Source organism: Sorangium sp. So ce887, from assembly GCF_051521455.1.
In the GTDB taxonomy this organism is placed as follows: Bacteria; Myxococcota_A; Polyangia; order Polyangiales; family Polyangiaceae; genus Sorangium.
On the sequence record NZ_CP150354.1, the window covers coordinates 3,247,760 to 3,273,405 of the forward strand.

Below are 25,646 nucleotides of genomic sequence, written 5' to 3' on the forward strand. Positions count from 1 at the left end.
CGGGGAGGACCTGGGCGCCGCCCGCTCAGTCGACGGGGAACGCGGTCCAGCCCTCGAAGCCCGGACAGGTCTCGCCGCAGGCGCCGACGAAGCTCGCCGTGGCATCGAAGAACGGGTCGCCCTCCGGGGGCCGCGCGGCGCCCTGCAGCCCCGGCGATCCCGGCTCGAGCGACAGGTCGAGATCGAGCCACCAGCGCGACCGGATGCCGAGGGCGGAGGAGCGCTCCTGCCGGTTCCACCGCGCGGGATCCACGGACAGGATCCACGCCTCCTCATCGTAATCGTCGGCCTCGGGATCGGTGCTCAGGTCGTCGAAATTGGCCTCGTTGGCGAGGAGGGAATGGGTCATGTCGAGCGCGCGCGGCGCGATGTTCGCGGCGGTCGCCCGATCGCGGACCTGGACGCCCGCCTTCTGGAAATCGGCCACGAGCACGTTGTGCAGCTGTCCGCGCGTCCCTCCGGCGAGCTCGATGCCGGCGCCGTCGGAGTCGGCGTCGAGGTTGCCGAGGAGGGTGACGTTGTACAGCGTGGGGCTCGACACGAGCTCCGGGTCGTCGCCCGGATCGTCCCCCTCGATCCCGCTCCCGTGAAAGTCGAAGCTCGTCCTGAGCGCGGCGAGGAACTGTCCTTTGCCGCGCCAGCCGTGTTCCCAGTCAAAGCTGTCGTCGTCCCCGCCGACCACGAGGATGTGCTTCATCTCCACGGTGCCGCCGACCACGTACACACCGTCGTCCGTGACGTGAATCACCTCGACGTGGTGGATCGACGTGCGGCGTCCGACCCCGATGAGCTCGAGCCCGGCCATGTCCTCGCCCTCGCGGACGTCCTCGCCGGCGAACTCGATCCTCAGGAAGCTCAGCTGGCCGCTGTCGTCGTCGTCGTCCTCTCCTCCGCAGACCAGATCGAGGGAGCGGGGCGACGAGCCGACCATCTTCTTGCCCTCCGGCGCGTTGATGCGGGCCTTGCCGCAGAGCACGAGGCCGCCCCAGTCGCCGGGGCTCCGCGGCGAGCGCGCGCTCGTGAGCACGATCGGCGCCTCGCGGGTGCCGTTCGCCAGGATCCGCGCGCCGGGCTTGATGGCGAGGAGGCTGCCCTCGTCGGCCAGGACGGTCGTGCCCGGCTCGATGGTGAGGGTCGCGCCGGCCTCCACCACGACGGGCGCGCGCAGCCGGGGAGGGCGGCTGGACGTCCAGGTGGTGTCCGACGTGATGCGGCCCGCGACGTCGAGCACGCCCTGGCCCCCGCCGCCGCCCTGGCCCCCGCTGCTGCCCTGGCCCCCGCTGCCGCCCTGGCCGCTGCTGCCGCCCTGGCCGCCGCTGCCGCTGCCGCTGGAGGGCCTTGGTTGTCCGGGCCTGATGCCGAAGACCACGTCGCATCCCGCTGCGCCGAGGAGCGCCGCGACCATCACGAGCAAGCGCGCCGGGCCGGCAGGGCGCATCAGAATCGTCCTCCGAGCGAGAGGCCGAGCGGCCCCAGGCCGACCTGGACCGCCGGGCGCGTGCCGGCGCCCGCGTCGGGCGACGGGGCGGTGAACCAGAGGACCCCGCCCGTCGCCAGCCCGGCCGCGCCCACGAGGAAGACGACGGTGCCGGCCCGCGCCAGATCCATGGCGTCGCCGCGGATCTCGATCCCGTCGTCGTCGCAGAGGTCGCCGTCGCAGTGCGCTCCCGCGTCCTGGAAGCGCGCCCGTGCCTCGAACCCCAGGCCGACCGACACCCCGATGCCGACCACGCCGGCGCCGGCCGCGACGAGCGCGACGAGCCGCTGCGCGGGCATGCCGGCCGCGTCCGGAGACGCGGGGCGCGCAGGCGGCGCTGCCGGCGCGGTCTGCGCGGCCGGGGCGCCCCGGGAAGCGGCCGCGGGCGCCGCGGGCGGCGCGCCCTGCGGCGGTGGAGCCGCTTCGAGGGGCGGCACGGTGACGGTCACGGTGCCGCCGGCCGGGTCGATCGCCGCCGTCGTCGACCACGGGAGCCTGCCCGGCGCGCTCGCCTCGACCGTGTAGGCGCCCGGATCGACCGGCATCGGCGTCCCCCAGAGCACCTGGGCGAGCTCCTGGCCGTTGCGCCGCACGGACAGCCCCGGCGCGGCGCTGTCCGCGGGGACCTCGACCAGCAGCCGCGTCAGCCGCGCCTCGATCGCGGCGGCGCCCTCGCGGGCCTTCTGCTCGCGGTCGGCCTGACCGTGGCGGCGGGCCGCGTCGGCCGCCTCGCGGTAGGTCGCCCAGGCGCTCGCGGTCTTGCCCAGCCGCTCGTAGCAGGCGGCGAGGTACAGGAGCGTGCCCACGCCGGCGTCGAGCCGCTGGCTCTCCGCGAGCCGCGGGCACGCCTGCTCGTAGTTGCCCTGCCTCATCAGCGCGATCGCCTGCTCGAAGAGGACCTCCGCCGCCGCGGCATCGCCGCCCGCCTGCGCGTGCGTCGGCCGAGGGATGGCCGCGAGCGCCCCCGCGATCGCGAGCTCGGCAGCGCCCAGCCGTGCCGCGCGGCGCCGGCTCATTTGCGCCCACCGTAGTTGGGGACGCCGTCGCCCGCCGGCGCGCCGGTTGCGGAAGGGGAGGCGGAAGCGGAAGGGGAGGCGGAAGCGGAAGCGGCGGGTCGTGGCGCAGCGGTGCGCGCATCGCGAGGGGAGGCTCCAGTGCGGGTGGGGGCGCTGCGGGGCGGCGATGCGGTCGCAGCGACCGGTGCAGCCGTGAGGTCGGCCGGCTCGGGAGCGGTCGAACCCGCGAGCGCGGCGGCGGACGATCCCGTTGCAGGGCCGTGCGGCGGCGGGAGCGGGTCGAGCGCAGGCTGCGCTCGGACGGCCTCGGGCGCAGCGGGCGCCGGGAGCGGCTCACGCGAAGCCTGCGCCGGAGACGGCGGTGACGCGGCCGCGGCCGTGTCCCCGGTCTCGGCGGCCGGCTCCTGGCGCGTCCAGAGCAGCGCCGCCATGCCCAGCCCCGCGATCACCGAGGCGGCGCCGGCCCGCTGCAGCCAGCGCGGATGCGCTCGCCCCTCCGGCGGCCGCCGGCTGTCCGACCACGGCGCGGCCGTCTGCGTCATGGTCGGCGCGGACGCGCCCGTGGAACCGGGGTCGGCCGCCGGATCGCTGGCGTCGCGCAACGCGACGGACGGCCCCGGGTCCGCCGCTCGTGCGCCCGCCGCTGCCAAGAGCAGCTGGGTAGAGTCGGCGGGCGGGGTGCCCGCGGCGCAGACGAGCGGGGTGGCCGGCAGGGTGGCAGCCGCCGGCAAGGTGGAAGCGGCCGGCAGGGTCGCGGAGGCCACGAGCGGCGTGCCCGCGGCAGCGCCAGGGCCGACCACGGGCGCCTGCCCGTGCGGCAGGGCCGGGCGCGCCCCGCGCTCGCTCGCGGCGAGCGTCGCCTCGGCGCGCTCGACCAGCGGCCGGCACCGCGCCGGAGCGAACGGCGCGAGCGCGGCCGCGAGCTGCGCGACGTCCTGCCATCGATCCTTGGGGCTTCGCTCCAGGCACCTCATCACCGCTCGACTCAGCGCCTCGGGCACCTCCGCGCGCAGGGACGACAGCGACGCGGGGCGCTCCTGCATCACGCAGAGGATCAGCTCCCCGAACGTTTCGGCCTCGAACGGCAGCTTGCCGGAGAGCGCCTGGTACAGCGCGACGCCGAGCGACCAGAGATCGCTGCGCGTGTCCACGGCGCGGGACGAGCGCATCTGCTCGGGCGACATGTAGAGCGGCGAGCCCACCAGGGCGTCCTGGCTCGTCAGGCTGTCTGCGCTCATCGCTTCCGCTGGCCCAATGTGCTTGGCGATGCCGAAGTCGAGCACCTTGACGAGGGGGCTGCCGTCGGCGCGCCGCACGACGAAGAGATTCCCCGGCTTGATGTCCCGGTGCACGATCCCGCGCGCGTGCGCCTCGGACAGCGCCTCGCAGATCTGCACGCCGATCTCGCACGCCTCCTCGACCGGCAGCCGCCCCTCCGACCGGAGCCGGTCCGAGAGATCGGCGCCCTCCAGGAGATCCATCACGAGATAGGGCAGGCCCCCGTCGAGCGTGTCGACGTCGAGCACGCGGGCCACGTGCTCGCTCCGCAGGCTGCTCGCCGCGCGCGCCTCTCGCAGGAAGCGCTCCACGCTCGCGGCGCGCTTCGCCGCGCCGGGGAGCACGACCTTGATCGCGACACGCTGGTTGAGGACGAGGTGATGCGCCTCGAGGACGGCGCCCATGCCGCCCGCGCCGATCACCCGGACAATACGGTACTTTCCCTTGAGGATGTCGCCTGTCTGAAGCGGAAGATCATCTGGCATGCTCATGGCGCTGCCTGGTCGGCGACGGGCTCGGCACGGGCAGGCTATCGGCGCGGTGGCGAGGGCGCAAGACGCGCAAGACGCGCAAGACGCGCAAGACACGCGATGCCACCCCGGCGCGCCCTGGAGCCCTCAAAACGCTGGTGCCGCGCCGCATACCGCGGCATGCTCCTCGGTCGAAATGATCTACCTCGTCGCCGCGACGCGCCCGAATTTCATGAAGCTCGCCCCCATCTGCCGCGCCCTCAAGGCGCGCGCCTTACCGATGCGGCTGCTCCACACAGGCCAGCACTTCGACACGACGATGAGCGACGTGTTCTTCCGGGACCTCGGCCTGCCGACGCCCGATCACACGCTCAAGGCGGGCGGCGGCTCGCACGCCCAGCAGACGGCCGCGGTCCTCGTCGGCGCCGAGGCCGACCTGATGGAGCACCGTCCCAAGGTGGTTGTCGTGGTCGGCGACGTCACGAGCACCCTGGCCGCCGCGCTCGCGGCGTCGAAGCTCGGCATCCCCGTCGTCCACGTGGAGTCCGGCCTTCGCTCGCGCGACTGGACCATGCCCGAGGAGATCAACCGCGTCCTCACCGACCAGCTCTCCGATCTCCTGCTCACGCCCTCTCACGACGCCCGCCCCAACCTGCTCGCCGAGGGCATCGCGCCGGAGCGGATCCGGTTCGTCGGCAACGTGATGATCGACTCGGTCCACTACGCCCTCAAGCGGCAGACCGACGCGCTCTCGCGCTTCGGCCTCGAGCCGAAGAAGTACGCGATCGCGACGCTCCACCGCCCCGCCAACGTCGACAGCGCCGAGCGGCTCGCCGAGACGCTCGACGCGCTCACCGCGATCGCGCAGCGCCTGCCGACCGTGTTCCCCGTCCACCCGCGCACGGTCGCGCGCGCCGAGTCGTTCGGGCTGTCGTCGCGCCTCCGGGAGACCCGGGGGCTCCGGATCATGGAGCCGCTCGGGTACGACGATTTCGTGACCGTGATGGGCAATGCCCTGCTCGTCGCCACCGACTCCGGCGGCATCCAGGAAGAGACGACCGCGCTCGGGATCCCGTGCCTCACGATGCGTCAGGGCACCGAGCGGCCGGTCACCGTGACGCAGGGCACCAACATCGTCGTCGGGCTCGACGCCGCCCTCATCGCGCGCGAGGTCGACGCCATCCTCGACGGCCGCGGCAAGCGAGGCACCGTGCCCGAAGGGTGGGACGGCAAGACCGGCGAGCGCATCGCCGACGCGCTGGAGGCCTTCCTCGCGGGGGACCCGCCCCCCAAGACAGCCGGCCCGCGCGCCTGATCCGACTCCCGGCCTGAGCCGACCTCCCGGTCCGAGCCGACCTCCCATCCGTTGCGCTCACGGCCGCTCCGAACGGCTCGCCCGCTTCCGGGCGCAGGGCGCACCACGCGCGTTCGCCGCCGCATCGCGGCGCTCCTCACGTGGCCTACGTGGCCTACGTGGGATGCGCGCCGCCTGAGAGACCGCGCTCCCCACAACACCCGACCAAACAGCGCTTGCTGTGGCCTATCGCCCAGGTTTCTGGCTGTTCAGCGGACCATCGTCCGGTTATAGGTGTATCGTGGCAAGGATCTTCCGAGTTCAAGTCGATAGGGCATCTCGGGGGCGGGGTCGACGAGGGTTTACCCTCGTCGAGGTGATGCTCGCGGGCGGGCTCGTGGGGCTCCTGGCCGCGCTGGCGACGCAGGGGGTATCCAAGTATCTGGTGCTCGCCAAGTCGGCCGAGGCCAAGCAGACGATCGGCGGCATCGCCAGGGCCGTTGTCGCCTCGGCCGATCGCCTCCAGGCGCGCTCGGATGGCATGGCGGCCCAGCCGCTGTGCAGCGATGCGGTCACGGTGCCGAACGCGTTCTATCGCGTCCAGGGGGTCAAGTATCAGCCCGATCCCAGACCGGGCGTGGACTACAACACAGGGAGCCCGACGGTGGGCTGGAAGTGCCTTGGATTCGAGATCAACCAACCTCAGTCGTATCAGTATCGATATCGACTCGGCGGCTCTCCCATGCCTGTGTCGGCCTCTCCGTGGCCGGCGGACGTGCCGCCGGACCGCCGGTGGGCCGCGTACGCGCGAGGCGATCTCGACGCCGACGGCACACACGCGTGGTTCGCGCTGGACGGCTACATGAAGGACGGGCAGGTGGTGTTCGCGAGCGCGATCGGCACCATCGACCCGGATGAGTAGGCGGCGCCGCCGTGGATACCGCAGCGCTGCACAGGTTGTTCGGCGCCCTCTCGGCGCGCCGCGGCGGTGAGGGCACCGCGATCGAGCTCCCGGGCGCGGACCTCGCGGCCGCGCACCTGCTCTGCGCCGATCTCCAGGGCGCGAACCTCGCGGGCTCGCGCCTCGACGGGGCCAAGCTCGCCGGCGCGAACCTCGCGGGGGCGCGGCTCGACGCCGCGTCGCTCGTCAACGCCGACCTCACCGGCGCCGACCTGCGATGGGCCGATCTCTCGGGGGCGCTGCTCGGCGGGGCGCTGCTCACGGCCGCGGATCTGCGCGGGGCCAAGCTCCCGCGCTCGTTCTCGTCGGCGAGCTCGCTCGCGGGCGCGCGCGTCGATTCCGCGGCGTGCGCGCGCTCCGGCCTCGACGAGGAGGCCGTCCTGGCGCTCGCGAGCGCGGGCGCGTCGTTCGACGACATCGCGTCGTTCGCCTCGCCGCTCCGCGAGGCGCTCGCGAGCGCGGACGCGCGCCCCGCAAGCGCGGAGCCGGGCCGCTCCACGGCGCCGGGGAAGGCGCCGGACTCGCAGCGGCTGGAGGCAACGCCGGACTCGCAGCGGCCAGGGGCAGCGCCGGACTCGCAGCGGCTAGGGGCAGCGCCGGACTCGCAGCGGCTGGGGGCAACGCCGGACTCGCAGCGGCTAGGGGCAACGCCGGACTCGCGGCGAATGTCCGCGGCGCCGTCATCGCAACGGATGTCCGCGCCTCCCGATTCGCAGCGGCTGGCCGCGGCGACTGACGCCGCTCGCCCCGGCGCGGCCGCCGGGGCCTCGCGCCGCGCCGGCGAGACGGCCAAGCCGCCGCCGGTCCGCCGCGCCGCCGTAGCCGCGGGCCCACGCCCGACGCCGGACGCGCCCCTGCTCGCGCGCTCGCTCGAGCTCCGCCTCGCGCTCGCCGGCGGCGCGCTGCTCCTCGTCCTGGCGGCCGCCGTCGCGTTGGCGAAGGTCCCGCCGCCCGGGCTCCTCTGGGCCGTGCACGCCGGCGGCGCGCTGGGCGCGGCGCTCCTGACCTTCGCGCTGCCGCCCTTCGGCACCGAGCGCGGCGCCGCGCGCTCCCTCGGCGCCCGCCTCGTGCTGGCCGCGCTCGCCGCGACGCTCGTCCACGGCCTGGATCCGTCGCGCCTCGCCGTCTTCCGGCTGCGCGCCACGCTCTCCTCGGGCGACGCCGCGCCTAGGTCCGCCGCCGTGCGCCTGCTCGCGCGGAGCGGCCACCGCAGCTTCGACGGGCGGGACCTGTCAGGGCTCGACCTCTCCCGCGCCGATCTCACCCAGGCGAGCTTCCGGAACGCGCGCCTCGTCGGGGCGGATCTCTCGGGCGCTGCCCTGATGGAGTCGACCTTCGAGGGCGCCGATCTGAGCGCCGCGAACCTCCGGGGCGCCGACCTCTCCGGGTCGGACGCCGAGCAGGCGCGCGGCTGGGAGCTCGCCGAGTGCGACCCGGCGACGGAGCTGCCCGGGGAGGGCACGTGCCTGCTCGGCCACCCGGTCGGCGCGCCGCAGCCGGCGGAGGACGCCACCGCCCGCTCCACGCACGAGGGCGCGCCGCCGGCAGGGGCGCTGTAGCGAAGGGGCGCGCTGGCGGCCGCGGCGCGGAAAGGGCTCGTACACCGGAACCGGTGAGAGGCAGGCAACTGGGCAGCCTCGCGGAAGCGGAAACGGTCTGTGGGAGGCAGCCGGCATGCCCGCCAGCCTCACGCGTCATCGCAGCGATGTAGCTACCTTGACGCAACGCGTTGCGCGCCGCAAGGATGCGTCATGGCGCGCACGGCTCCGGTTCACGTGTGCAACCGCGAGGTGGTGCGCGAACTGCGGCGGTGCTTGCCAGGCCACCGGTCCGTGCCGGCTCATCCAGAGCATGAGCCGCGCGGACGACTGCTGGGGCAACGCCGTGGCCGAGAGCCTTTTCGCGACGCTTATGACGGAGCCGATCGAGCAGGAAAGGCGCAGCGCCGGGCGACCATGGACAGACAGAACGGTCTTCCGAGCCCTTCGGGATGTCAGCAACTGGAGACAACTGTACTGTCATCAATCCAATCGGAACCTGGCTCTGCCGATACACGTCTGAGAAATAGGGGACGGGCAAATGACGCGTGATCGGCAAGTGGCGCAGGGGCTCTCTCAAGGACTCAATTGCCTCTCTGCGATCGTGGAATCGCTCGACATCGGCGCGCCGACGTCCGAGCTCCCGAGGGACGAATGGTTGGGGGCTCTGCATGCGATGGGGGATGCCTTCGACGCGCTCCTGTCAAAAGATGTGGCGACGACGTTGATCGTGCAGCCGTCTGACTGTGACTACGTCCGAAGGTTGGTCGCCTTGGTGCTGGAGTGGACGTCCGCGCGTCAGCCTCCCCAGGAGCTGCGGCCGATGGCCGAGTCTATCTTGAAAATCTTCGATGGTCGCGGCACCGAATCTGCATCTGAACCGCAGAAGTGACAGGGAGCCCACCAGCGTAGGAGTGGTTCTCGGGCAGGCTCCGGCGCGAAGGAGAAGCAGATGCGGCTCACGATCTCCGGCGACGTCGGCGCTGCGTTGAAGTCGCCGAGCAGGATCCCTGTCGGCGCGCTGGCCCTTTCGCACCACCGGCCGTCAGCCCGGACGTCGCGCCGCCGCGCGGGCGGCGCGGGCCGCCGTCGCGTCGTCGACCGCGAGCGCGTCCTCGGCCACGGCGGCGAGCTCGGCGAACGAGGCCCCGGCGAGCGCATCCTCCACCGCGTCGAACGCGGAGGAGCACATGCTGAGCCGGGTGATCCCGAGGCCGACAAGGAGCGGCGCGACGCCGGGATCGCCGGCGGCCTCGCCGCACACCGAGACGGGACGCCCCGAGGCGTGCCCCGCCTCCACCACCGCGCGCACGAGCCGCAGCACCGCCGGGTGCGCCGGATCCGCGAGCGCATGCAGCCGCGGATGACCGCGCTCGGCCGCCAGCGTGTGCTGCGTCAGATCGTTGGTCCCGATGCTGAAGAAGTCCGCCTGCCGCGCGAGGCGCTCGGCCATCAACGCCGCCGACGGAACCTCGACCATGATGCCCGTGGCCACGGGCCAGAGGTGCGGCCTGCCCGCGGCCGAGAGCGCCTCGTGCGTGCGCTCCAGCGCGGCGCGCACCGCGCCCACCTCCGCGGCGGTCGAGACCATCGGGACCAGGACGCGGACGTCGTGGCCGCGCCCGGCGACAAGGATCGCGCGGAGCTGCGCCTCGAGCAGCGCCGGCCGCGCGAGGGAGAGGCGGACGCCGCGGACGCCCAGGCTGGGGTTCGTCTCGGCGTCGAGCTCGAGGTAGGGCAGCGCCTTGTCGCCGCCCGCGTCGAGCGTGCGGACCACGATCGGCGCGCCGGCGAACACCGCGAAGATCTCCGCGAGCAGCTCCGCCTGCTCGTCCTCGTCGGGCTCGTCCACGCGCCCCAGGAACGGCATCTCGGTGCGCAGCAGCCCGATGCCGAGGGCCCCGGCCTCGCGCGCGGCGCGCGCGTCCGAGGGGCCGGCCACGTTCGCCCACAGCTCGACCTCACGACCGCAGGCGAGGCGCACGCGGCCGTCGCGGGCGCCCGGAGGCCGCCGCGACGCGCGGAGGGCCGCCTGCCGCCGCTCGATCTCGACCGTGGTCTCGGGATCGGGGTCGAGCCACACCTCGCCGGTCGTGCCATCCAGGCCGGCGCGCGCGCCGCCGGCCTCGGGCACCAGCGCCGCCGCCCCCGCGACCGCGGGGATGCCGGCGCCGCGCAGCAGGATGGCGGCGTGCGACGTGGGACCGCCGCGCCGGTCGATGACCCCGAGCACGCGCGCCGCGTCGAGCCGCGCGGCCTCCGACGGCGTGAGGTCGTCGGCCACGACGACGGCCGGCGGCCCGTCGGGCACCGTGGCCGCGGCGCCGCCGAGCAGGGCGCGCACCACCGCGTCGCCCACGTCGTGCACGTCCGCCTCGCGCGCTCGCAGGTAGGGGTCGTCGAGCTGCCGGTAGATCGCGGCCGCGGCCTCGATGGCCAGACGGAAGGCCCAGGCGGCGTTGCGGCGCTCCCGCTCGATGCGCGAGAGGGCCGCGCCGACGAGGGCCGGGTCGCAGAGCAGCGCCTGGTGCGCATCGAGGATGTCGCTGCCGCGGAGCGCGCTGCCGAGGTCCTGCGCCGCGATCTCGAGCGCCCGCCGCAGCCGCTCGGCCTCGGCCTCGGGGTCGTCGACCGTGGTCTCGGGGACCTCCGGGGTCGACCGCACAAGCCGCACGAGGGGCCCGAGCGCGACGCCCGGCGCGACGGGGATGGCGAGGCCGGAGGCCGCGGACGCCGCCGCCGCGCCCGCCGGCGCCTCGCGCTGCACGAGCGCCGCCAGCGCCTCGACCGCTTCGGCCGCCTGCCGCCCGGTCGCGCGCACGCGCAGCACGTCGCCGCGGCGCACCCCGAGCGAGGCGAGCGCGATCAGGCTCGAGGTCGCCACCGGGCCGCGGCCGGCGGTCACGTTCTCCAGGGTGATCGCCGCGTCGAGCTTCGCCGCGCGCGCGATGAGCTGCGCGGCCGGGCGGGCGTGCAGGCCGCTCGGATCGGCGATCGCGACGTCGGCCGTCACGGCCGGAGCGACGGCGGCGGTCGCGGCCGCAGCTGCCGCCGTCGCGGCCGCGGCGCCCTCGGCCTCGCCGAGCTGCGCGGCCTTCGGCTCGAGCGCCTGCCGCGCATCGGCGGCCACCTGTTCGAGCGTGCCGCCCGCCGCCGCCCGCACGGCGGCGGCGACCGCGCCTTCCACGATCGGCCCGCCGGTGAGGCGCGTGCGCGAGCCGAGCTCCGGGTCGACGAGCTCGAGCGCCGTCTCGGCGCTCAGGATCGCGCTGCCGAGGTCCATCAGCACGACGGCGCCGGCCGGCCCGCAGACGCGCTCGATCGCCGCGGCGATGGCGGTCGCGTCGGTGCCGAGCTCGGCGCCGCCGTCGCCCGTGCCCGCCGCGCACGCGATGGAGACCGACTCGCCGGTCATCTGGCGCGCCAGCGTCTCGGTGGCCTCGGCGAGCGCGCGGCTGTGCGAGACCAGGACGAGCCCGACGCGGCCCGCCGCCCCGCTCATGCGCCTGCCGTCGCGGCCAGGCTCCGCAGCAAGAGCCAGCACGACGTGGCGCCGGGGTCCTGGTGCCCAGCGCTCCGCTCGCCGAGGTAGCTCGCCCGGCCCTTGCGGGCGACGAGCGGCACGGTCGCCTCGGCACCGGCCCGCGCCGCCTCGGCGGCGCGGCCGAGCGCGTCCCCGAGCGGCCCGCCCGCCGCGCCCGGCGCGCTCAGCGCGGCCTTGAGCGCGTCGACCGCAGGGCCGAGCGCGTCGACCATCGTCTTGTCGCCGGGCGACGCCTTGCCCCGGCGCTTCACGCCGTCGAGGCCCGCCTCGAGGCAGCCCGCCAGGGCCGCGAGGTCGAGCGCCGCGGCGCCGGCCGCCCTCTGGCCCGCGTCGCGGAACAGCGTGCCGTAGAGCGGCCCGCTCGCCCCGCCGACGGTCGACAGCAAGGTCATCCCGACATCCCTGAGGATCGCGCCGACGTCGCCGCGATCGAGGCCGCCGAGCCGGGCGCGCACCGCCGCGAAGCCGCGCGCCATGTTGATCCCGTGGTCGCTGTCGCCGATCGGCGCGTCGAGCTCGGTCAGGAACATCTTCTCGCGCTCCAGGACCTCGGCCGCGCTCTCGATCCACGCCGCGATGTGCTCGCCGCTCAGGGTCTGCATGGCTCAGGCCCCCCAGCGGAGCGCCGGCGTGTGCACCGGCGCGTCCCACCAGCGGAGCATCTCCTCGTCGAGCCGGAGGACGGTCGCCGAGACGCCCGCCATCTCCAGCGACGTGATGTACGACCCGACGAGGCTGCGCGCGACCGTGAGGCCGCGCTCGCGGGCGATCGCGTGGGCCTTGCGGTAAACGACGTAGAGCTCGATGAGCGGCGTCCCGCCCATGCCGTTGACGAACAGGAGCACGTCGTCGCCCGGCTTGAACGGCAGGTCGTCGAGGATCGGCTGCATCAGGATCTCGGCCACGCGGTCCGCCGGCTCCAGCGGGGCCCGCCGCCGGCCGGGCTCGCCGTGGATGCCGATGCCGACCTCCATCTCGCCCGGGCCGAGCTCGAACGAGGGCTTGCCGGCGTGCGGCACCGTGCACGCGGAGAGCGCGATTCCCATGCTGCGGCCGTGCGCGTTCACCCGCCGGCACAGCGCCGCCACCTCGCCGAGCGGGCGACCCGCCTCGGCGGCGCCCCCGCAGATCTTCTCGGCGAGGACGGTGGTCCCGACGCCGCGCCGTCCGGCCGTGTAGAGGCTGTCCTCGACCGCCACGTCGTCGTTCACGATCACGCCCTCGACCTGGAGCCCGGCCTCGCGCGCGAGCTCGGCGGCCATCTCGAAGTTCATGACGTCGCCGGTGTAGTTCTTGATGATGTGGAGCACGCCGGCGCCGGCGTCGACGGCCCGCGTCGCCTCGAAGATCGGGTCGGGCGTCGGGCTCGTGAACACGGCGCCGGGGCAGGCGGCGTCGAGCATGCCGCGCCCGACGAACCCGGCGTGCAGCGGCTCGTGACCGCTGCCCCCGCCCGAGAGGAGGGCGACCTTGCCCTTGCCCTTCGCCTCCGCGCGCGTGACGAAGAGCGGCGCGGCGTTCACCCGGAGGAGCTCGGCGTGGGCCAGCGCCATGCCCTCGAGCGCCTCGCCGACCAGATCGTCCGGCGCATTGATGAGCTTCTTCATCCTGCCTCCGCTCCGTCTTCGTCCGCTCTTCGTCCGCTTCCCGTCGGCTTCCCGTCGGCTTCCCGTCGGCTTCCCGTCGGCTTCCGGGTGCAGGATATCCCCAGGCCATCGCCCGCCGCGAGAGGAGATCTTTCCGTGGCGCTGTCCTACGCTGCGGGCGCCATGGACCGACTCGCCCCCACGCTCCGCCCACCTGGCCGCCCGGCGGGCTTCCAGCGCTGGAGAGATCTGCTCTTCCTCCACTGGGAGACGCCGGTCGACGCGCTCCGCGCCGTCGTGCCGCCGGCGCTCGAGATCGACACGTTCGAGGGCAGGGCCTACGTCGGCGTCGTCGCCTTCACCATGCGCGACGTCAGCCCCTGGTGGTCGCCGAGCGTGCCGGGGATCTCGAACTTCCACGAGCTCAACGTCCGCACCTACGTGCACCGGGAGGGGCGCGACCCGGGCGTGTGGTTCTTCAGCCTGGACGCGGCCAAGGCCCTCGCGGTCCTCGTGGCCCGCGCCGGCTGGCACCTGCCCTATCACCACGCCTCGATGGCGCTCGAATCGAGGGACGGCGAGGTTCATTATCGCAGCGAGCGGCGCTGGCCCGGCCCGGTGCCCGCGCGCTTCGAGGCGCGCTATCGCGTCGGCGCGGCGATCGACGGGGGCGCGGCGGCGCCGGGGACGTTCGAGCACTTCCTTGTCGAGCGTTACCTGCTGTTCGCCGCGGGCCGGGGCGCGCTCAAGGTCGGGCAGGTGCATCACGCGCCCTATCCGCTCCACCGGGCCGAGGTGAGCCACGTCGAGGAGAGCGTCGTGGCCGCGGCCGGCTTGCCCGCCCCCCAGGGGGCCCCGCACGTGCTCTACAGCCCGGGCGTGGACGTCGACGTGTATGCGCTGAAGCCCGTCGCGCCGCCAGCGTGACGCGGTCGCCGCGCGCGGCGGCGCGGCGCGCGCTCGCGCGTCAGTGGCTCTCCAGCCAGTGGATGACCTGGGACTCGAGGCCCGGCGCGGCCCCGAACCCGAGGCTCAGCGTCTGCGGGAAGCCCACGTGCCCGCCGAACCGGAGCCACTGGACGTCGAGCAGCGGCGAGCGCGGGTAGGCCTCGATCGCCGGTCGCACCGTGTCGAGCGGCACCATCGGGTCGGCCTCCGTCGCGACGATCAGCGACGGAACGGCGAGGTCGCGGAGGCGCGGGGCGACGCTCTCGATCGCATAATACGCCTCCGCGCTCCGGTAACCGAACCGCGGCGTCATGATGCGCCGATCCCATTCGCGGATCGTGCGGATCGCGAGCGCCTCCCCGACGGGCAGGGGCACGGCCCGGCGGGACGCGACGGCGCTGTACATCTCCTTCAGCGCCGACAGCACATGCCAGCGGTACATCCAGCGCTCCGGCTTGTCGATCGCCGCGACGGCCTGCTCGAGATCGAGCGGCGGACAGATGGCGGCCACGGCGCGCACGCGCGCGTCGAGCGCGCCGGACGCGGCATACCGGAGCGCGATGTGCCCACCGAGCGAGTAGCCGAGGAGGAGCACGCGCTCGTACCGATCGAGCTCGGGCGACGCGACGGCGGCGTGCAGATCCGAGAACAGGCCGGCGTGGTAGAGATCGGCCCCGTCGCCCCCCGCGCCGCGCAGGTTGATGCGCAGGCACGCGAGGCCGGCGCGCTCGGCCTGCGCAGCGGCCTCGACCACGTAATGGCTCTCCAGCGTGCCGCCGAGCCCGTGCACGACGACGAGGATCGAGGTCGCGCCTTCCCGGTGGCGCACCCTGCCGACCAACCGGACGGGCCCGGCAGGCGATTCGTCGACGTGCACCGAGAAGGGGGAAGACGGGGGGAGCGGCGGGGCCCGGAGCTGATGCTTGAGCCACGGAGCGATCGTCCAGAAATGGCCGTGGAGGAGGATGCGCCGCATCGACGCGCTCCTACCACGGCCACCGGGCTCGTTCTATTTGGCGCCGCCGCTCACGGGCAGGTGACGACCTCGCCGCTGCAGTCGTTCGGGCACTCGGAGCAGAAGATGCAGGCGGTGTACGTGTCGAACAGCGCGGCGCTGGCCGGGTCTGCGGCGATGCAGGCTTCCTTGCAGGCGTCCGTGCCGCACGTGCGATAGCAGTCCACGAATTCGAGGCAGTCGAGCTTGTCAAAGCAGGCCGAGACCTCGTCCGCGCAGTTGCCCTCGACCGCGCACCGGACGCACCCCGAGCTCCCATCCCCGCACTCGCCCGAGCCGTCGCACACCGGCGGCGGGACCGCCCGCTGGACGTTGAGCGTGAACGCGCCCGAGTCGGCGGCGTCCGACCCGTCCACCACGATCACGACCGTCTGGCCCGCGGTGAGCGTCACCGTGACCTCGGACTGCTCGACCACCGTGTCGTCGCTGCACGCGAGCTGCGTCCCCCGGCACGTGGCGTCGCGCACGTGGAGCACCGTGTCGAACGCGGACCCGTACGTATCGAAGGAGTAGTCGCCGGAGACGGGCGCCGTGAACGCGTACCCCGCGTCGGGGGCGGTCGCGTCGCGGCACCACGTGGACGCGGTCGGCCGCACGCTGTTGGGCCGGCCGACCGTGCTGCCGGTGATCGTCTGCGGCACCGAGGGGGCGAGCGTGCCCGCCGGGCAGCTCGGCGCGCTCGCCCGCGTCACGTGCAGCTCGAACGTGCCCGCCTGGCCGTCCGCGCCGTCGACCACGACGTAGACGGTCTGGCCCATGGCCAGGTCGGCCGTGACGATCGCGCTCGGGTCGGCGTTGCAGGCGAGCTCGGAGCAGCCCGTGGCGTCGAGCAGGGCGAGGACGACCTGGTACCCGGAGTTGCTGCTGTCGAAGGAGTAGACGCCCGCGGTCGCGGCGGTGAACGAATAGATGCGCTCGCTCGAGCTCGCGGACACGCACGAGGGGGCGTACGAGTTCGGCAGGCCGGCCGTCGTGGCGTTCACGAACTGCGGCACGGCGTCGCCGAGGTCATGGCCCGGGCCCACCGTGCACGCGCACATCCCGGCCTGGCAGACCTGCGTGGCGTTGCACTCGGTCCCGCAGGCGCCGCAGTTCTCGGTGTCGGTCTGGACGTCGACGCAGGCGTCGCCGCAGGTCGTGAGCCCGGAGCCGCAGCCGCCCTGGCACGCGCCGGCCACGCACGTCTGGTCGTCGTTGCACTCGGCCCCGCAGGTGCCGCAGTGCGACTCGCTGCTGCCGACGTCGACGCAGGCCCCGCCGCAGTCGGTGAGCCCGTCGGAGCACCCGCCGGCCTGGCAGGCGCCGGCCTCGCAGGACTCCCCCTCCTCGCACGCGGCGCCGCACTCGCCGCAGTTCTCCGGGTCGGACGCGGTGTTGACGCACTCGCCGTCGCAGTCGGTGCGCCCCCCGGCGCATCCGTCCGCCTGGCAGGCGCCGTCCTGGCAGGTCTGCTCCTCCGCGCAGGCCTTGCTACAGCTGCCGCAGTGCGCCTCGTCGGTCGCGAGGTCGACGCAGGCGTCGCCGCACGCCGTTTGGCCGCCCTCGCACGCCGAGACGCACGCGCCCGCGCTGCAGGTCTGCCCGCTCGCGCACACCGTGCCGCACGCGCCGCAGTGGCTCGAGCTTGTGCTCGTGTTGACGCAGATGTCGTCGCACTCCGTCTCCGGAGCGACGCACTCGGCCGTGGAAGGGCCGCCGTCCGAGCACGACGCCACGGAGGCGAGCGCCGCCGCGACGAGCCAGAACAGGGTGTACGTCGGCGCGAGCCTGAAGCGCGATTTGAAGTTTTTCATGAGCCTTCCCTCGGCAGAGATGCCGGCGACGGGGGGTCGAACGAGGAGCTACCGGGGAGGATACGCTGATGGCCTTCCACGCTGTCAATGCTTGCAGCCCCATCCCGCGCACGGATCTCGCCGGCGCGCGTCGCGTCGCGCCGGCCTCGCTCGCCTCAGGCCTGCGTCACGGCGTCACGGCGTCAGGTAAATTGCGTGCGCGGCGCTGCCGGCGACGCGGCGCCGCCCAGGCGCGAGGCCGGCAGGAATTGCAGCAGCGTGAGCGCCTCGGCGATGTCGTCCTGGCTGATGAGACCCAGGTATCTTTCACCGTCGTACACCGCGACCACAGGGGTGCTCTTCTCGGACATGAGGTGCATGGCCTCGTCGAGCGAGCGGTCCGCGCTCACGCGGGCGACGTCGCGCCGCATGACCCCGGCGACGTACGCGTTGCCCGCGCCCTCGGCGAGCGCGCGGACCACGTCGGCCCGCGTCAGGGCGCCGATCGGCCGCCCCTCGAGCAGGACCGCGAAGTCGGTCTGGTACGTCGTGAGGATGTGCTCGGCGGCGTCGCTCACGCGGTCGCAGGGCGACAGCGCGATCGCCCGGCGGTTGTAGGCCCGCCCGACGGAGACGCCGCCGAGGATCGAGCGCGCGCGCTCCGTGGTCCGCTCCTGGGTGGCGCCGAAGAACACGAGCACCGAGATGAAGGCGAGCACGAGGTGGCCCGAGAGCACGGCGACGGCGAACAGGGCGACGGCGAGGACCTGCCCGATCGCGGCGGCCGCGGCCGTCGCGCGCGCGGGGCCGATGGCCATCGAGAGGCCCGCCCGGAGCACGCGCCCGCCGTCGAGCGGCAGCGCCGGGATCATGTTGAAGACCGCGAGCGCCACGTTGGCGCCGAGGAGCCAGAGGAGCGCCGTCTGCAGCGAGGGGCTCGCCCCCGCCCCGAGCGAGGGGAGCTCCGAGAGGACGCCGAGCGCGCCGGTCACGACCAGGAGGACGGCGGCGAGGACGACGTTCACGGCGGGGCCGGCGAGCGCGATGAGCAGCTCGTGGAGCGGCTTCCGCGGGCGACCCGCGAGCATCGCGACGCCGCCGATGGGGAGGAGCAGGATCTCGCGCACGGTGAGCCCGAAGCGCCTGGCCACGAGGCTGTGACCGAGCTCGTGCAGGGCCACGCAGGCGAAGAGCGCCAGCATCAGCGCGGCGCCGAACAGCGCCCCCCGGGCGCCGTGGCGGTCGCTCCACTGGAGCGCCCCGACGGCGACGATGAGACCGAAGGTCGCGTGCACGTTGACGTCGATACCGGCGACCCGGGCGACCCTGAATGACCACTTCATGGTGTCTGGCTCCTGCTGGATGCGCGCGAGCGGCGCGTCACTGCGCGGGAGAAGCCGACGACCGCGCGTGCCTGGCGGTGCGGCCGGGTCGCTTGGTCATGAGATCTCTCGATGCCTGCTCGACGATCCTTGGACCTGCGAAGCAATGCGCGTACCGGGTTTCACGGCGGCGGCGGGCCGGGCGAGCGGCGCGTCGGCGCGGCGCCTCGCCGCAGCGGGGCATTTCGCACCGGGCATTCGAGGCGAGGTGTTTGCTCGGGAACATCGAGCGGGAGAGCGCGCCCGAGCAAGGCGGGCCGCGCTCGCTCAGCCCGCGCCGCGCAGCTCCTCGTCCTCGGTCGGCTCCGGGGGCGGGATGCGGACCCGCACCGTGCGGATCTGCCGGGGGCTCGCGTCGACGATGTGGAGCTCTACCCCGTCCGGGGTCCTGAGGACGTCGCCGGGCGCGGGGATGCGCCGGGCGAGCCCCATGCAGAGGCCCGCGACCGTGGACCAGCGCACGTCGTCCGGCAGCTCGATCTCGAGCTGCCGGTTGAGGTCGTGGACCGGCATGTCGCCGGGCACGAGCGCCGACCCGTCCGGCTCGCGCCGGATCGTCTCGGCGGGGGGCGGGTGCGCCTCGTTCTCGGCGAAGATCTCGCCGACGAGCTCCTCGACGAGGTCCTCCATCGTGACGATGCCGATCATGCCGCCTTGCTCGTCCACGACGACGGCGAGCTGGAGCCGGCGCCGCTTCATCTCGGCGAGGAGGTCGACCGCCGGGATCGACGCGACCACGAAATAAGCCGGGCGCAGGATGCTCTCCAGCGAGAACTCCCCGTCGCCCCAGAGGAGCGCGAGCACGTCCGGCATCGTGACGTAGCCGATCACGTTGTCGTTCGACCCCTCGTAGACCGGCATCCGCGTGTGGCCGTGCTCCAGCACGATGCGCTGGACCTCCTCGGCGGTCGTCTCGCGCGGGAGCGCCACGACGCGGAGGCGGGGGAGCATCACCTGGAGCGCGGTGAGCCCGGCGAAATCGAGGGCGCGGGAGGCGATCTCGCCGGCGCGCTTGTCGACCGAGCCCGCCTCGGCGGCGTCGTCGACGATCTGCTGGATCTCCTCGGGCGAGATGCGCGCCTCGACGAAGTTCGTTCGATCGCCGAAGAGCCTCAGCACCAGGTTCGAGCTCGCCGTGAGCAGCCACACGAGCGGGCGGGCGAGCGACGACAGCCCGCGGAGCGGCGCGCCGACGAGCAGCGCGTACCGCTCGGCGCTGCGGAGCGCGAGCGACTTCGGGACGAGCTCGCCGAGGACGAGCGAGAGGAAGGAGACGAGCGCGACCACCGCGGCGAGCGCGAGCTCGTCGGCCGCGTCCCCGATCCACGGCACCGCGCGCAGCACCGGCGCGAGGTCCTTCGCCAGGGTCGACCCGCCGAAGGCGCTCGCGGTCGCGCCGACGATGGTGATGCCGATCTGCACGGTGGCGAGGAAGCGCTCCGGGTTGCCCCGCAGGCGCTTCACCGCGCGCGCACGGGCGCTCCCCGACTGCACGAGCTGGTCGAGCCGCGTCTTGCGGATCGTGACCACCGCGATCTCGGCCCCCGAAAAGAAGCCGTTCACGAGCACGAGGGCCAGGATGATGAGGATTTCCGAGAGAATAACGGCTCCCTCCGCGGGGCTCCGGGGACATAGCGCGTCGCCCGCTGGCGCGGCAGCGGCGCGGAGCGCGCAGCGGACGCGGCCCGGCGGACAGCCGGGGCTGCGCCGCGCCGCGCCGCGATCCGAAGACTACACTAAGGGTGAAATGTTCTGAGAGGAGCGGGCGCGCGCGCCGGCCTGTGTGCGGCGCGGCTGGGTCACGCCGCCTTGCTGGCCCGCCGGTCCCGCACCCCCTGTGCGAGGAGCTCGAGGACCGGCACCGTGTCGTTCCAGCCGAGGCAGGCGTCGGTGATGCTCTGGCCGTAGGTGGGGAGCTTGCCCGGCGCGAGGTCCTGCCGGCCGCCGACGAGGTGGCTCTCGATCATGACGCCGAGGAGGTCGCGCGAGCCGGAGCGCAGCTGGTCGGCCAGGCTCTCGGCCACGCTCCGCTGGCGGGCCGGGTCCTTCTGGCTGTTGCCGTGGCTGCAGTCGACCATCAGCCGGTGCGGCAGGCCCGCCTTGGTCAGGCGTTCGGCCGCGTCTCGGACGTGCTCGGGCGCGTAGTTGGGCCCGCGCTGCGAGCCGCGCAGGATCACGTGGCACGCCGGGTTGCCGCGCGTCGCCACGATCGCCGAGATGCCCTGCTTTGTGACGGACAGGAAATGGTGCGCCTCGCGCGCGGCCCGCACGGCGTCGACCGCGATCTGGACGTCGCCCTCCGTGCTGTTCTTGAAGCCCACGGGGCAGGAGAGGCCGGAGGCGAGCTCGCGGTGGACCTGGCTCTCCGTCGTGCGCGCGCCGATCGCGCCCCAGGAGATGAAATCGGCGATGAACTGCGGCGAGATCGTGTCAAGGAACTCGGTCGCGCTCGCGAGGCCGAGCTCGGCGATGTCGCGGAGCAGCCCGCGGGCGACGCGGAGCCCCTTGTTGATCGAGAAGCTCCCGTCGAGGTCGGGGTCGTTGATCAGCCCCTTCCAGCCGACCGTGGTGCGCGGCTTCTCGAAGTACACGCGCATGATCACGACAAGGTCGTCGCTCAGCCGGTCGCGCGCCTCGCGGAGCCGCGCCGCGTACTCCAGGGCGGCCTTGGGGTCATGGATGGAGCAAGGGCCCACCACCACGATGATCCGGTCGTCCTCGCCCGAGATCACGCGCTCGGCGGCCCGGCGCGTGAACGCCACCGTCTCGGAAGCGGCGGGGCTGACGGGGATCTCTTCGATTAGGATCGCGGGGGGGATCAGGGGCCTGAGGCCTGCAATACGAAGGTCGTCGGTCGAGTAGTACATCGTTGAGGTTCCAGCATAGCGCGATGCGATATGCCCCGACTACCCACGCGTGGGACGGAAGCGCTTTCTCATTTCTGGATCGGCTCCGGTCCGTTCCGATCGGTTCGGTGCCGGCCGGTGCTGACCGGGACTGACCGGGACCGAACAATTCCGATCGGCCTGAAGATTTGTCTCGCGGGTGCTCGATCGCTGCAGGGGCGTCCGGGGCGCGCGGTTGCGGGCCGGCGCGGGCGCGCCTCCGGCGGCGCCGGCGGTCTTCGCGGCTCATGCGCTCGCGGGCGTGTGCGCCTGCTCGGCGTCCGACCGCCGGGGGAGCGGGGCGCTGCGGCAGGGAACCGACGGCTGCTTCGTGCTCGCGGCGGTCGCGCGGGCGGCTCGCTCGGCCGTCCCCCGTCGCGCGGCCAGCGCCGGCCGCGCGGCCTTCGCCGGCCGCGGGGCGGGCTCCCCGGCGTCGCTCCCCGCCGGTCGCGGCGGTCGCTTTCGCTTGTGCTCGGCGCGGGGCTCCTCGATCAGCGCGCGCAGCGAGGCGATCGCGCGCGTGCGCCACTTGTACGCGGTCGACAGCGGGATCCCGTGCTGCTCGGCGACCGTCGCCATCGGCACGCCCTCGATGTCGTGCTCGATGAGGATCCGCTGCTCTTCCGTCTGCAGCGACCCGAGCCGCGACAGGATGAGCGAGCGCGTCTGCTCCGCGTCGATCTGCTCCTCGGCGTTCGGGCGCTCGTCGGCGACGCGCCGCGGGGCCCGGCCGGAGGAGAGCTCCTCGCGCCGGTGGTGTGCCCGGTCGCGGTAGTGGGCGGCCACGTGGACCGTGATCCTGTTGAGCCACCTCTCCGGCCGCGCGCGGAGCGGATCGTAGGTGGGGAAGCTCTGGTATCCGGCGAGGAAGACATCCTGGAGGATGTCGCGCCGGTCACGGCGTGGGACCCCGAGCCGCTTCAGCCAATTCCATACGGAGTCGTAGGTCTTCCCCCGAAAGAGCCGGACAAAGGCGCGCTGTCTATCCAGCGGCATCGACGGAGCGAGCGTGCGGTTCAATTGTCCCATGCTCGCTTAGTTAGGAGGACCCGATCCCCCATCTCAAAAAAAGCCATCCTCCTCTCAAAAATGATCTCCTGTGCGCACCCCGAAGCGCCATGGACGGGAGAGCGCCGCTCGGCAGCTCGGGAAGCGCCGGGCGGCATGTGGAGTGGCGGACAGGAGGAAGGGAATCGGCATGGCGCCGAGGACGGCGGGGCGACCCGGAGATTTCTTTTCTTGGCGGCTTGGCGGCTTCGCGGTTCAATTCATTCTCGTCGGATCATCGCGCTAGGGCGCCGGCGAGGTTGAAACGGCTGTGGCTCTGGCGCGGAGAGCGCGCAGCGCCGCGTTCCTCTCGGCGGTGAGGCGGCCCGCAGGGAAACGCCGCCGGTGCTCGATGAGGTGGCGGTTCGCCTCGGCGTAACGGCCCTTCGAGAACGCCGTGATCGCGCCGTCGATGAGGGCGCGCTCCGCGGCGATCTCCTCGTCGCTCGACGCAACGGCTCGCGTCGCGGCGGGCACGGCAGCGCCGCCGGCCGGACGGAGCGCGGCCTTCCTGCCGGCGAGCGCCGCGCCGCTCGCTGGCGAGAGCCCGACGACAGCGCCCGGGGCGCCCGCGCTTTCGCGGTCCCGTGAAGCGTCCGCCGCGGCAGCTGCGCCGGGCGGAGGCGGCGCGGCGCCCGCGGACGGCGGCGGCGCCGGGCTGGCGGGCGGCGCGGAGGCCTGCGGCGCGACAACGGCGGACGGCGCCTGCGGCGCCGCGACGGCGGCCAGGGTGGGGGCGGTCGCGGTGCGCTCGCCGGCGGAGGCCGGGGACGAGGCGGCGCGCAGCGCGCCGAGCGCGATCGCGACGACCGCGGCCAGCGGGACCGCGACGGCCGCGGCGGCGTGGAGCGCGCCGGCCGCGCCGGAGCGCGAGGCCGAGCCGCCGGCGAGCCGCCGCGGCGAGAGCGCGCGGCGCGCAGCGCGGTAGATCCGCGCGAGCAGCGAGCGCGCGACCTCGCGACCCGCGCGGGCCTCCTGGACGAGCGCGCCGGCGCTGAAGGGGATGAGCGCGAGCCCGCGGCCGCGATGACGCGCCTGCCAGCGACGCCTCGCCGCCTCGAGGTCGACCCAGGCGAGCCGGTGCCGGCTCCACGCGGTGCTCAGGGGGATCGAGAGCTGCTGGGCGATCTCGGCCATGTCGATCTCCTCGAGCTCATGGGCGACGAACACGCAGCGGCGCTCCATCGGCAGCTCCGCGAGCAGCTGGTCGAGCACGCAGCGCCGGTCCCTCGCGATGACGCGTTGCTCGGAGTCGGGGGTGGCGTCGGGCAGCTCCGCGAGATCGTCGAACGGACGGAGACGCTCGCGACGGCGGTGAGCCCGCCGGAAATGATTCGACGCCTGGTGGGTCGCGATCCCCATGAGCCACGACCGTACGCTGCCCCGGCTCGCATCGAACCGCGGCAGCGCGCGGTAGGCGCCGGCGAGCACCTCCTGGGCGACATCCTCGATGTCCTGCGCGCGCACCCCGAGGCGGGCGAGGTAGCGGGCGATGAACGAGAAATGTTCCTCGGCGATGCTCACCATGATGGCGTGGGAAGGCTCCACGGACGTGCTCTTGCGTGACGGTGACCCCATCTCTTTTCCCCCTCGATTCCCCCTCGAGCGCGGCGACGTCGCCGTCGCGAAGCTGGTCAATGCGGCGCCCCCGTGCCCCGAGCAAGGGGAGCGCGCCGCGCGGTCGCCTCGCGCCGCGGGCTCAGATGGACGTCCACCCGGAGACCGACGAGCCCGCCGGACGCCGGCGCGGTCCAGAGGACACCGGACGCGCGCTCGATGCGGAGCTCCGTGAGACGGAGCACGAGATCGCCATAGAGCTGCACGCTGATCCGATCGGAGAGCGGCATCTCGATGCCGGCGCGCGGCCCCGTGGCGAGCCAGAGCGACGGCGTGTTCAGGAGCTCGGTGTGGCCGCCGAAGCTCGTCACGACCCCGATCGACACGAACGCGCAGGCGAAGAGGCGACGGATCTGGGAGCACGGGATCGCGCTCGCCGCCGCGATCCAGGTCGAGACGGAATCGTCCTTGTCGGCCTGGAACGTGGTGGGCCATTGAACTTGGCCTTCGAGGCCGAGCGAGAAGGACGGATAACGGAGCGCGACGTGGAGCGCCGTCCCGACGGCCGTGTCCGGCAGGTTCCCGAACACCGCGGCGCCGGCGAGGCCGACGCTGATCCTGGGCCACGCGGGCTGCACGGGCGCGCTGGCCGCAGCCTCGGCCGGACGCGCGGGCTCGGGGAGCGGGGCGGGCGCGGGCTGCACGTTCAGGCTCGGATCGAGCGCGACCCGGAGCGAGAGCGCCATGTTCATGACAAGCTCCCTGCAGTCGTCGTTGTAGGCGACAAGGTGCCGCGACCACGTGATGGATCCCTCGGCGTCGTGGAGCTCCATGGCGGCGTGCACCTCCCTGCCCGGCCCGCGAAAAACAAGCGCCTTGGCCTGCAAAGCCGCCTCGGGCTCCACCGGGTCGTAGCCGAGCTGCCTGGCCATCTCCTCGCGCAAGAGCCCCTCGTCCGGACAGCGCTCGGTCCCCGGCGCGCGCCGGTACTCGAGCTGCACCGCGGCGCGGGGCGGCGCGGCGCCGGCGCGCCAGGGCGCGAGCAGGGCCGCGGCCACCGCGACGAGCCACGCGGGCCCCCGGCCCCTCGGTCGCCCCGACATCGCCGCACCGGCCCCGGTGTTTCTTGATGAAGCTGCTGACATGGTGCTCATCGCGGGTGGTGACCGCTCGTTCAGTCCAGTGCCGACGACGAATCAGCCGCGCCCCATCGAGGAGCGACCAGGGTGTCTCCGCTAGAAGGCGTCCACGGGGAGCACGAGCCCCAACCCGATCACCCCGGAGAGCGGCGGGACCCGCCATACCTCTCTGCCGTTCACCCAGAGCGACGGGCGGCTGTGGTTCGTGTGCAGCTCGGCGAACCCGCGCAACGACAGCTGCTCGGAGAAGCGCCAGTCCCCGGCGGCCCGCAGCCCGATCGAGCTGACCCAGGGCTTTTGTGCCTGAATGCCGACGCCGGGGTCGCTCGTGATCTGCAGCTCGCCGGCACCGAAGACGGCGCACACCGACAGGACCCCGCGATGGCCGCAGATGTCGAGCGTCGGCATCGCCAGGCTCGCGTGGACCAGGACGCCGTCCGCAAAGGTATCCGTCAGGGCGGTGAGCATGCGCGCCTCGACGGCGATCGACAGGCTGGGCCAGCGGAACGTCGTGGCGAATGAGGCCCCTCCGGCGAGCGCGGGCAGGAGGCCCACCGCGAGCAGCGGCGACGCGGAGATCTCGCCTCGCAACATGTCGTCTCCCTCCTGCGTCTCCCGTCGCGATTCAGACCGAGGCGTATCCGCATGCACCGGGGTCGTTGCCATGAAGACAGCGACCATGGCGGCGCAACCGGCGCGTAGCATCGGCGTCCCGGCTAGGGCGGGATCTGTGCCGC

At 73.8% G+C, this 25,646-nt stretch carries 20 protein-coding genes; 5 read left to right on the forward strand and 15 right to left on the reverse strand.

Annotation, left to right across the window (positions count from 1 at the left end):
* Positions 1-25 precede the first annotated feature (25 nt).
* From WMF36_RS12345 to WMF36_RS12355, 3 genes are read right to left on the reverse strand one after another with little or no spacing between them, the layout of a single operon-like run.
* A complete protein-coding gene (locus tag WMF36_RS12345; protein ID WP_437579793.1) occupies positions 26-1,438 on the reverse strand; it encodes a hypothetical protein in 1,413 nt (470 codons plus the stop codon).
* The gene (locus tag WMF36_RS12350) at positions 1,438-2,493 is read right to left on the reverse strand and encodes a hypothetical protein (RefSeq protein ID WP_437579794.1); all 1,056 of its coding nucleotides are present in this window, start codon (positions 2,491-2,493) and stop codon (positions 1,438-1,440) included. Before WMF36_RS12350 ends, WMF36_RS12345 begins: the two co-directional genes overlap by 1 nt.
* Positions 2,490-4,262: a protein kinase domain-containing protein gene (locus tag WMF36_RS12355; RefSeq protein ID WP_437579795.1), complete on the reverse strand. Its 1,773-nt coding sequence runs from the start codon at positions 4,260-4,262 to the stop codon at positions 2,490-2,492. The genes WMF36_RS12350 and WMF36_RS12355 overlap by 4 nt, the downstream gene beginning before the upstream one ends.
* 175 nt (positions 4,263-4,437) lie before the next feature.
* On the opposite strand from WMF36_RS12355, the gene wecB reads away from it, so the two are divergent.
* The 4 genes from wecB (at position 4,438) to WMF36_RS12375 (ending at position 8,926) form a co-directional block, all read left to right on the forward strand.
* Entirely contained in the window at positions 4,438-5,556 is a 1,119-nt protein-coding gene (gene wecB, locus WMF36_RS12360; protein WP_437579796.1) for a non-hydrolyzing UDP-N-acetylglucosamine 2-epimerase, read from the forward strand.
* Positions 5,557-5,836: 280 nt separating this feature from the next.
* Positions 5,837-6,457 carry a prepilin-type N-terminal cleavage/methylation domain-containing protein gene (locus WMF36_RS12365; protein ID WP_437579797.1) on the forward strand — a complete coding sequence of 207 codons (621 nt, stop codon included), beginning with the start codon at positions 5,837-5,839 and terminating at the stop codon, positions 6,455-6,457.
* Between the two features lie 11 nt (positions 6,458-6,468).
* Positions 6,469-8,055 (forward strand): pentapeptide repeat-containing protein, encoded by a 1,587-nt coding sequence (locus WMF36_RS12370; RefSeq protein WP_437579798.1) that lies wholly within the window; start codon positions 6,469-6,471, stop codon positions 8,053-8,055.
* Between the two features lie 520 nt (positions 8,056-8,575).
* Complete coding sequence (locus WMF36_RS12375) at positions 8,576-8,926, forward strand: hypothetical protein (RefSeq protein WP_437579799.1); 351 nt, start codon at positions 8,576-8,578, stop codon at positions 8,924-8,926.
* Between the two features lie 153 nt (positions 8,927-9,079).
* On the opposite strand, the gene ptsP is transcribed toward WMF36_RS12375, so the two are convergent.
* Genes ptsP through dhaK form a run of 3 tightly spaced genes read right to left on the reverse strand, consistent with a single transcriptional unit; the run spans position 9,080 to position 13,185 of the window.
* Complete coding sequence (gene ptsP, locus WMF36_RS12380) at positions 9,080-11,536, reverse strand: phosphoenolpyruvate--protein phosphotransferase (RefSeq protein ID WP_437579800.1); 2,457 nt, start codon at positions 11,534-11,536, stop codon at positions 9,080-9,082.
* Entirely contained in the window at positions 11,533-12,180 is a 648-nt protein-coding gene (dhaL, locus tag WMF36_RS12385) for a dihydroxyacetone kinase subunit DhaL (RefSeq protein WP_437579801.1), read from the reverse strand. The genes ptsP and dhaL overlap by 4 nt, the downstream gene beginning before the upstream one ends.
* A gap of 3 nt (positions 12,181-12,183) precedes the next feature.
* Complete coding sequence (dhaK, locus tag WMF36_RS12390) at positions 12,184-13,185, reverse strand: dihydroxyacetone kinase subunit DhaK (protein WP_437579802.1); 1,002 nt, start codon at positions 13,183-13,185, stop codon at positions 12,184-12,186.
* Between the two features lie 135 nt (positions 13,186-13,320).
* On the opposite strand from dhaK, the gene WMF36_RS12395 reads away from it, so the two are divergent.
* A complete protein-coding gene (locus WMF36_RS12395; protein WP_437579803.1) occupies positions 13,321-14,091 on the forward strand; it encodes a YqjF family protein in 771 nt (256 codons plus the stop codon).
* A 40-nt stretch (positions 14,092-14,131) separates the two neighbouring features.
* Here WMF36_RS12395 and WMF36_RS12400 read toward each other — a convergent pair whose 3' ends face one another.
* The 9 genes from WMF36_RS12400 to WMF36_RS12440 all read right to left on the reverse strand — a co-directional run bounded on the left by WMF36_RS12400 (position 14,132) and on the right by WMF36_RS12440 (position 25,503).
* On the reverse strand, positions 14,132-15,088 hold the full coding sequence (locus WMF36_RS12400) for an alpha/beta fold hydrolase (RefSeq protein WP_437579804.1): 957 nt from the start codon (positions 15,086-15,088) through the stop codon (positions 14,132-14,134).
* 50 nt (positions 15,089-15,138) lie between these two features.
* Positions 15,139-16,920 (reverse strand): MXAN_6577-like cysteine-rich protein, encoded by a 1,782-nt coding sequence (locus WMF36_RS12405; RefSeq protein WP_437579805.1) that lies wholly within the window; start codon positions 16,918-16,920, stop codon positions 15,139-15,141.
* A 182-nt stretch (positions 16,921-17,102) separates the two neighbouring features.
* The gene (locus WMF36_RS12410; RefSeq protein WP_437579806.1) at positions 17,103-18,242 is read right to left on the reverse strand and encodes a site-2 protease family protein; all 1,140 of its coding nucleotides are present in this window, start codon (positions 18,240-18,242) and stop codon (positions 17,103-17,105) included.
* 306 nt (positions 18,243-18,548) lie between these two features.
* On the reverse strand, positions 18,549-19,850 hold the full coding sequence (locus WMF36_RS12415) for a hemolysin family protein (RefSeq protein WP_437579807.1): 1,302 nt from the start codon (positions 19,848-19,850) through the stop codon (positions 18,549-18,551).
* A 230-nt stretch (positions 19,851-20,080) separates the two neighbouring features.
* Complete coding sequence (locus WMF36_RS12420) at positions 20,081-21,148, reverse strand: 3-deoxy-7-phosphoheptulonate synthase (protein ID WP_437579808.1); 1,068 nt, start codon at positions 21,146-21,148, stop codon at positions 20,081-20,083.
* Positions 21,149-21,412: 264 nt separating this feature from the next.
* Positions 21,413-22,195, reverse strand: coding sequence for an RNA polymerase sigma factor (locus tag WMF36_RS12425; protein WP_437579809.1), 783 nt, complete (start codon positions 22,193-22,195; stop codon positions 21,413-21,415).
* Between the two features lie 261 nt (positions 22,196-22,456).
* A complete protein-coding gene (locus WMF36_RS12430) occupies positions 22,457-23,761 on the reverse strand; it encodes an RNA polymerase sigma factor (protein ID WP_437579810.1) in 1,305 nt (434 codons plus the stop codon).
* Between the two features lie 86 nt (positions 23,762-23,847).
* A complete protein-coding gene (locus WMF36_RS12435) occupies positions 23,848-24,873 on the reverse strand; it encodes a hypothetical protein (protein ID WP_437579811.1) in 1,026 nt (341 codons plus the stop codon).
* Positions 24,874-25,005: 132 nt separating this feature from the next.
* Positions 25,006-25,503, reverse strand: coding sequence for a hypothetical protein (locus WMF36_RS12440; RefSeq protein ID WP_437579812.1), 498 nt, complete (start codon positions 25,501-25,503; stop codon positions 25,006-25,008).
* Between the last annotated feature and the right edge of the window lie 143 nt (positions 25,504-25,646).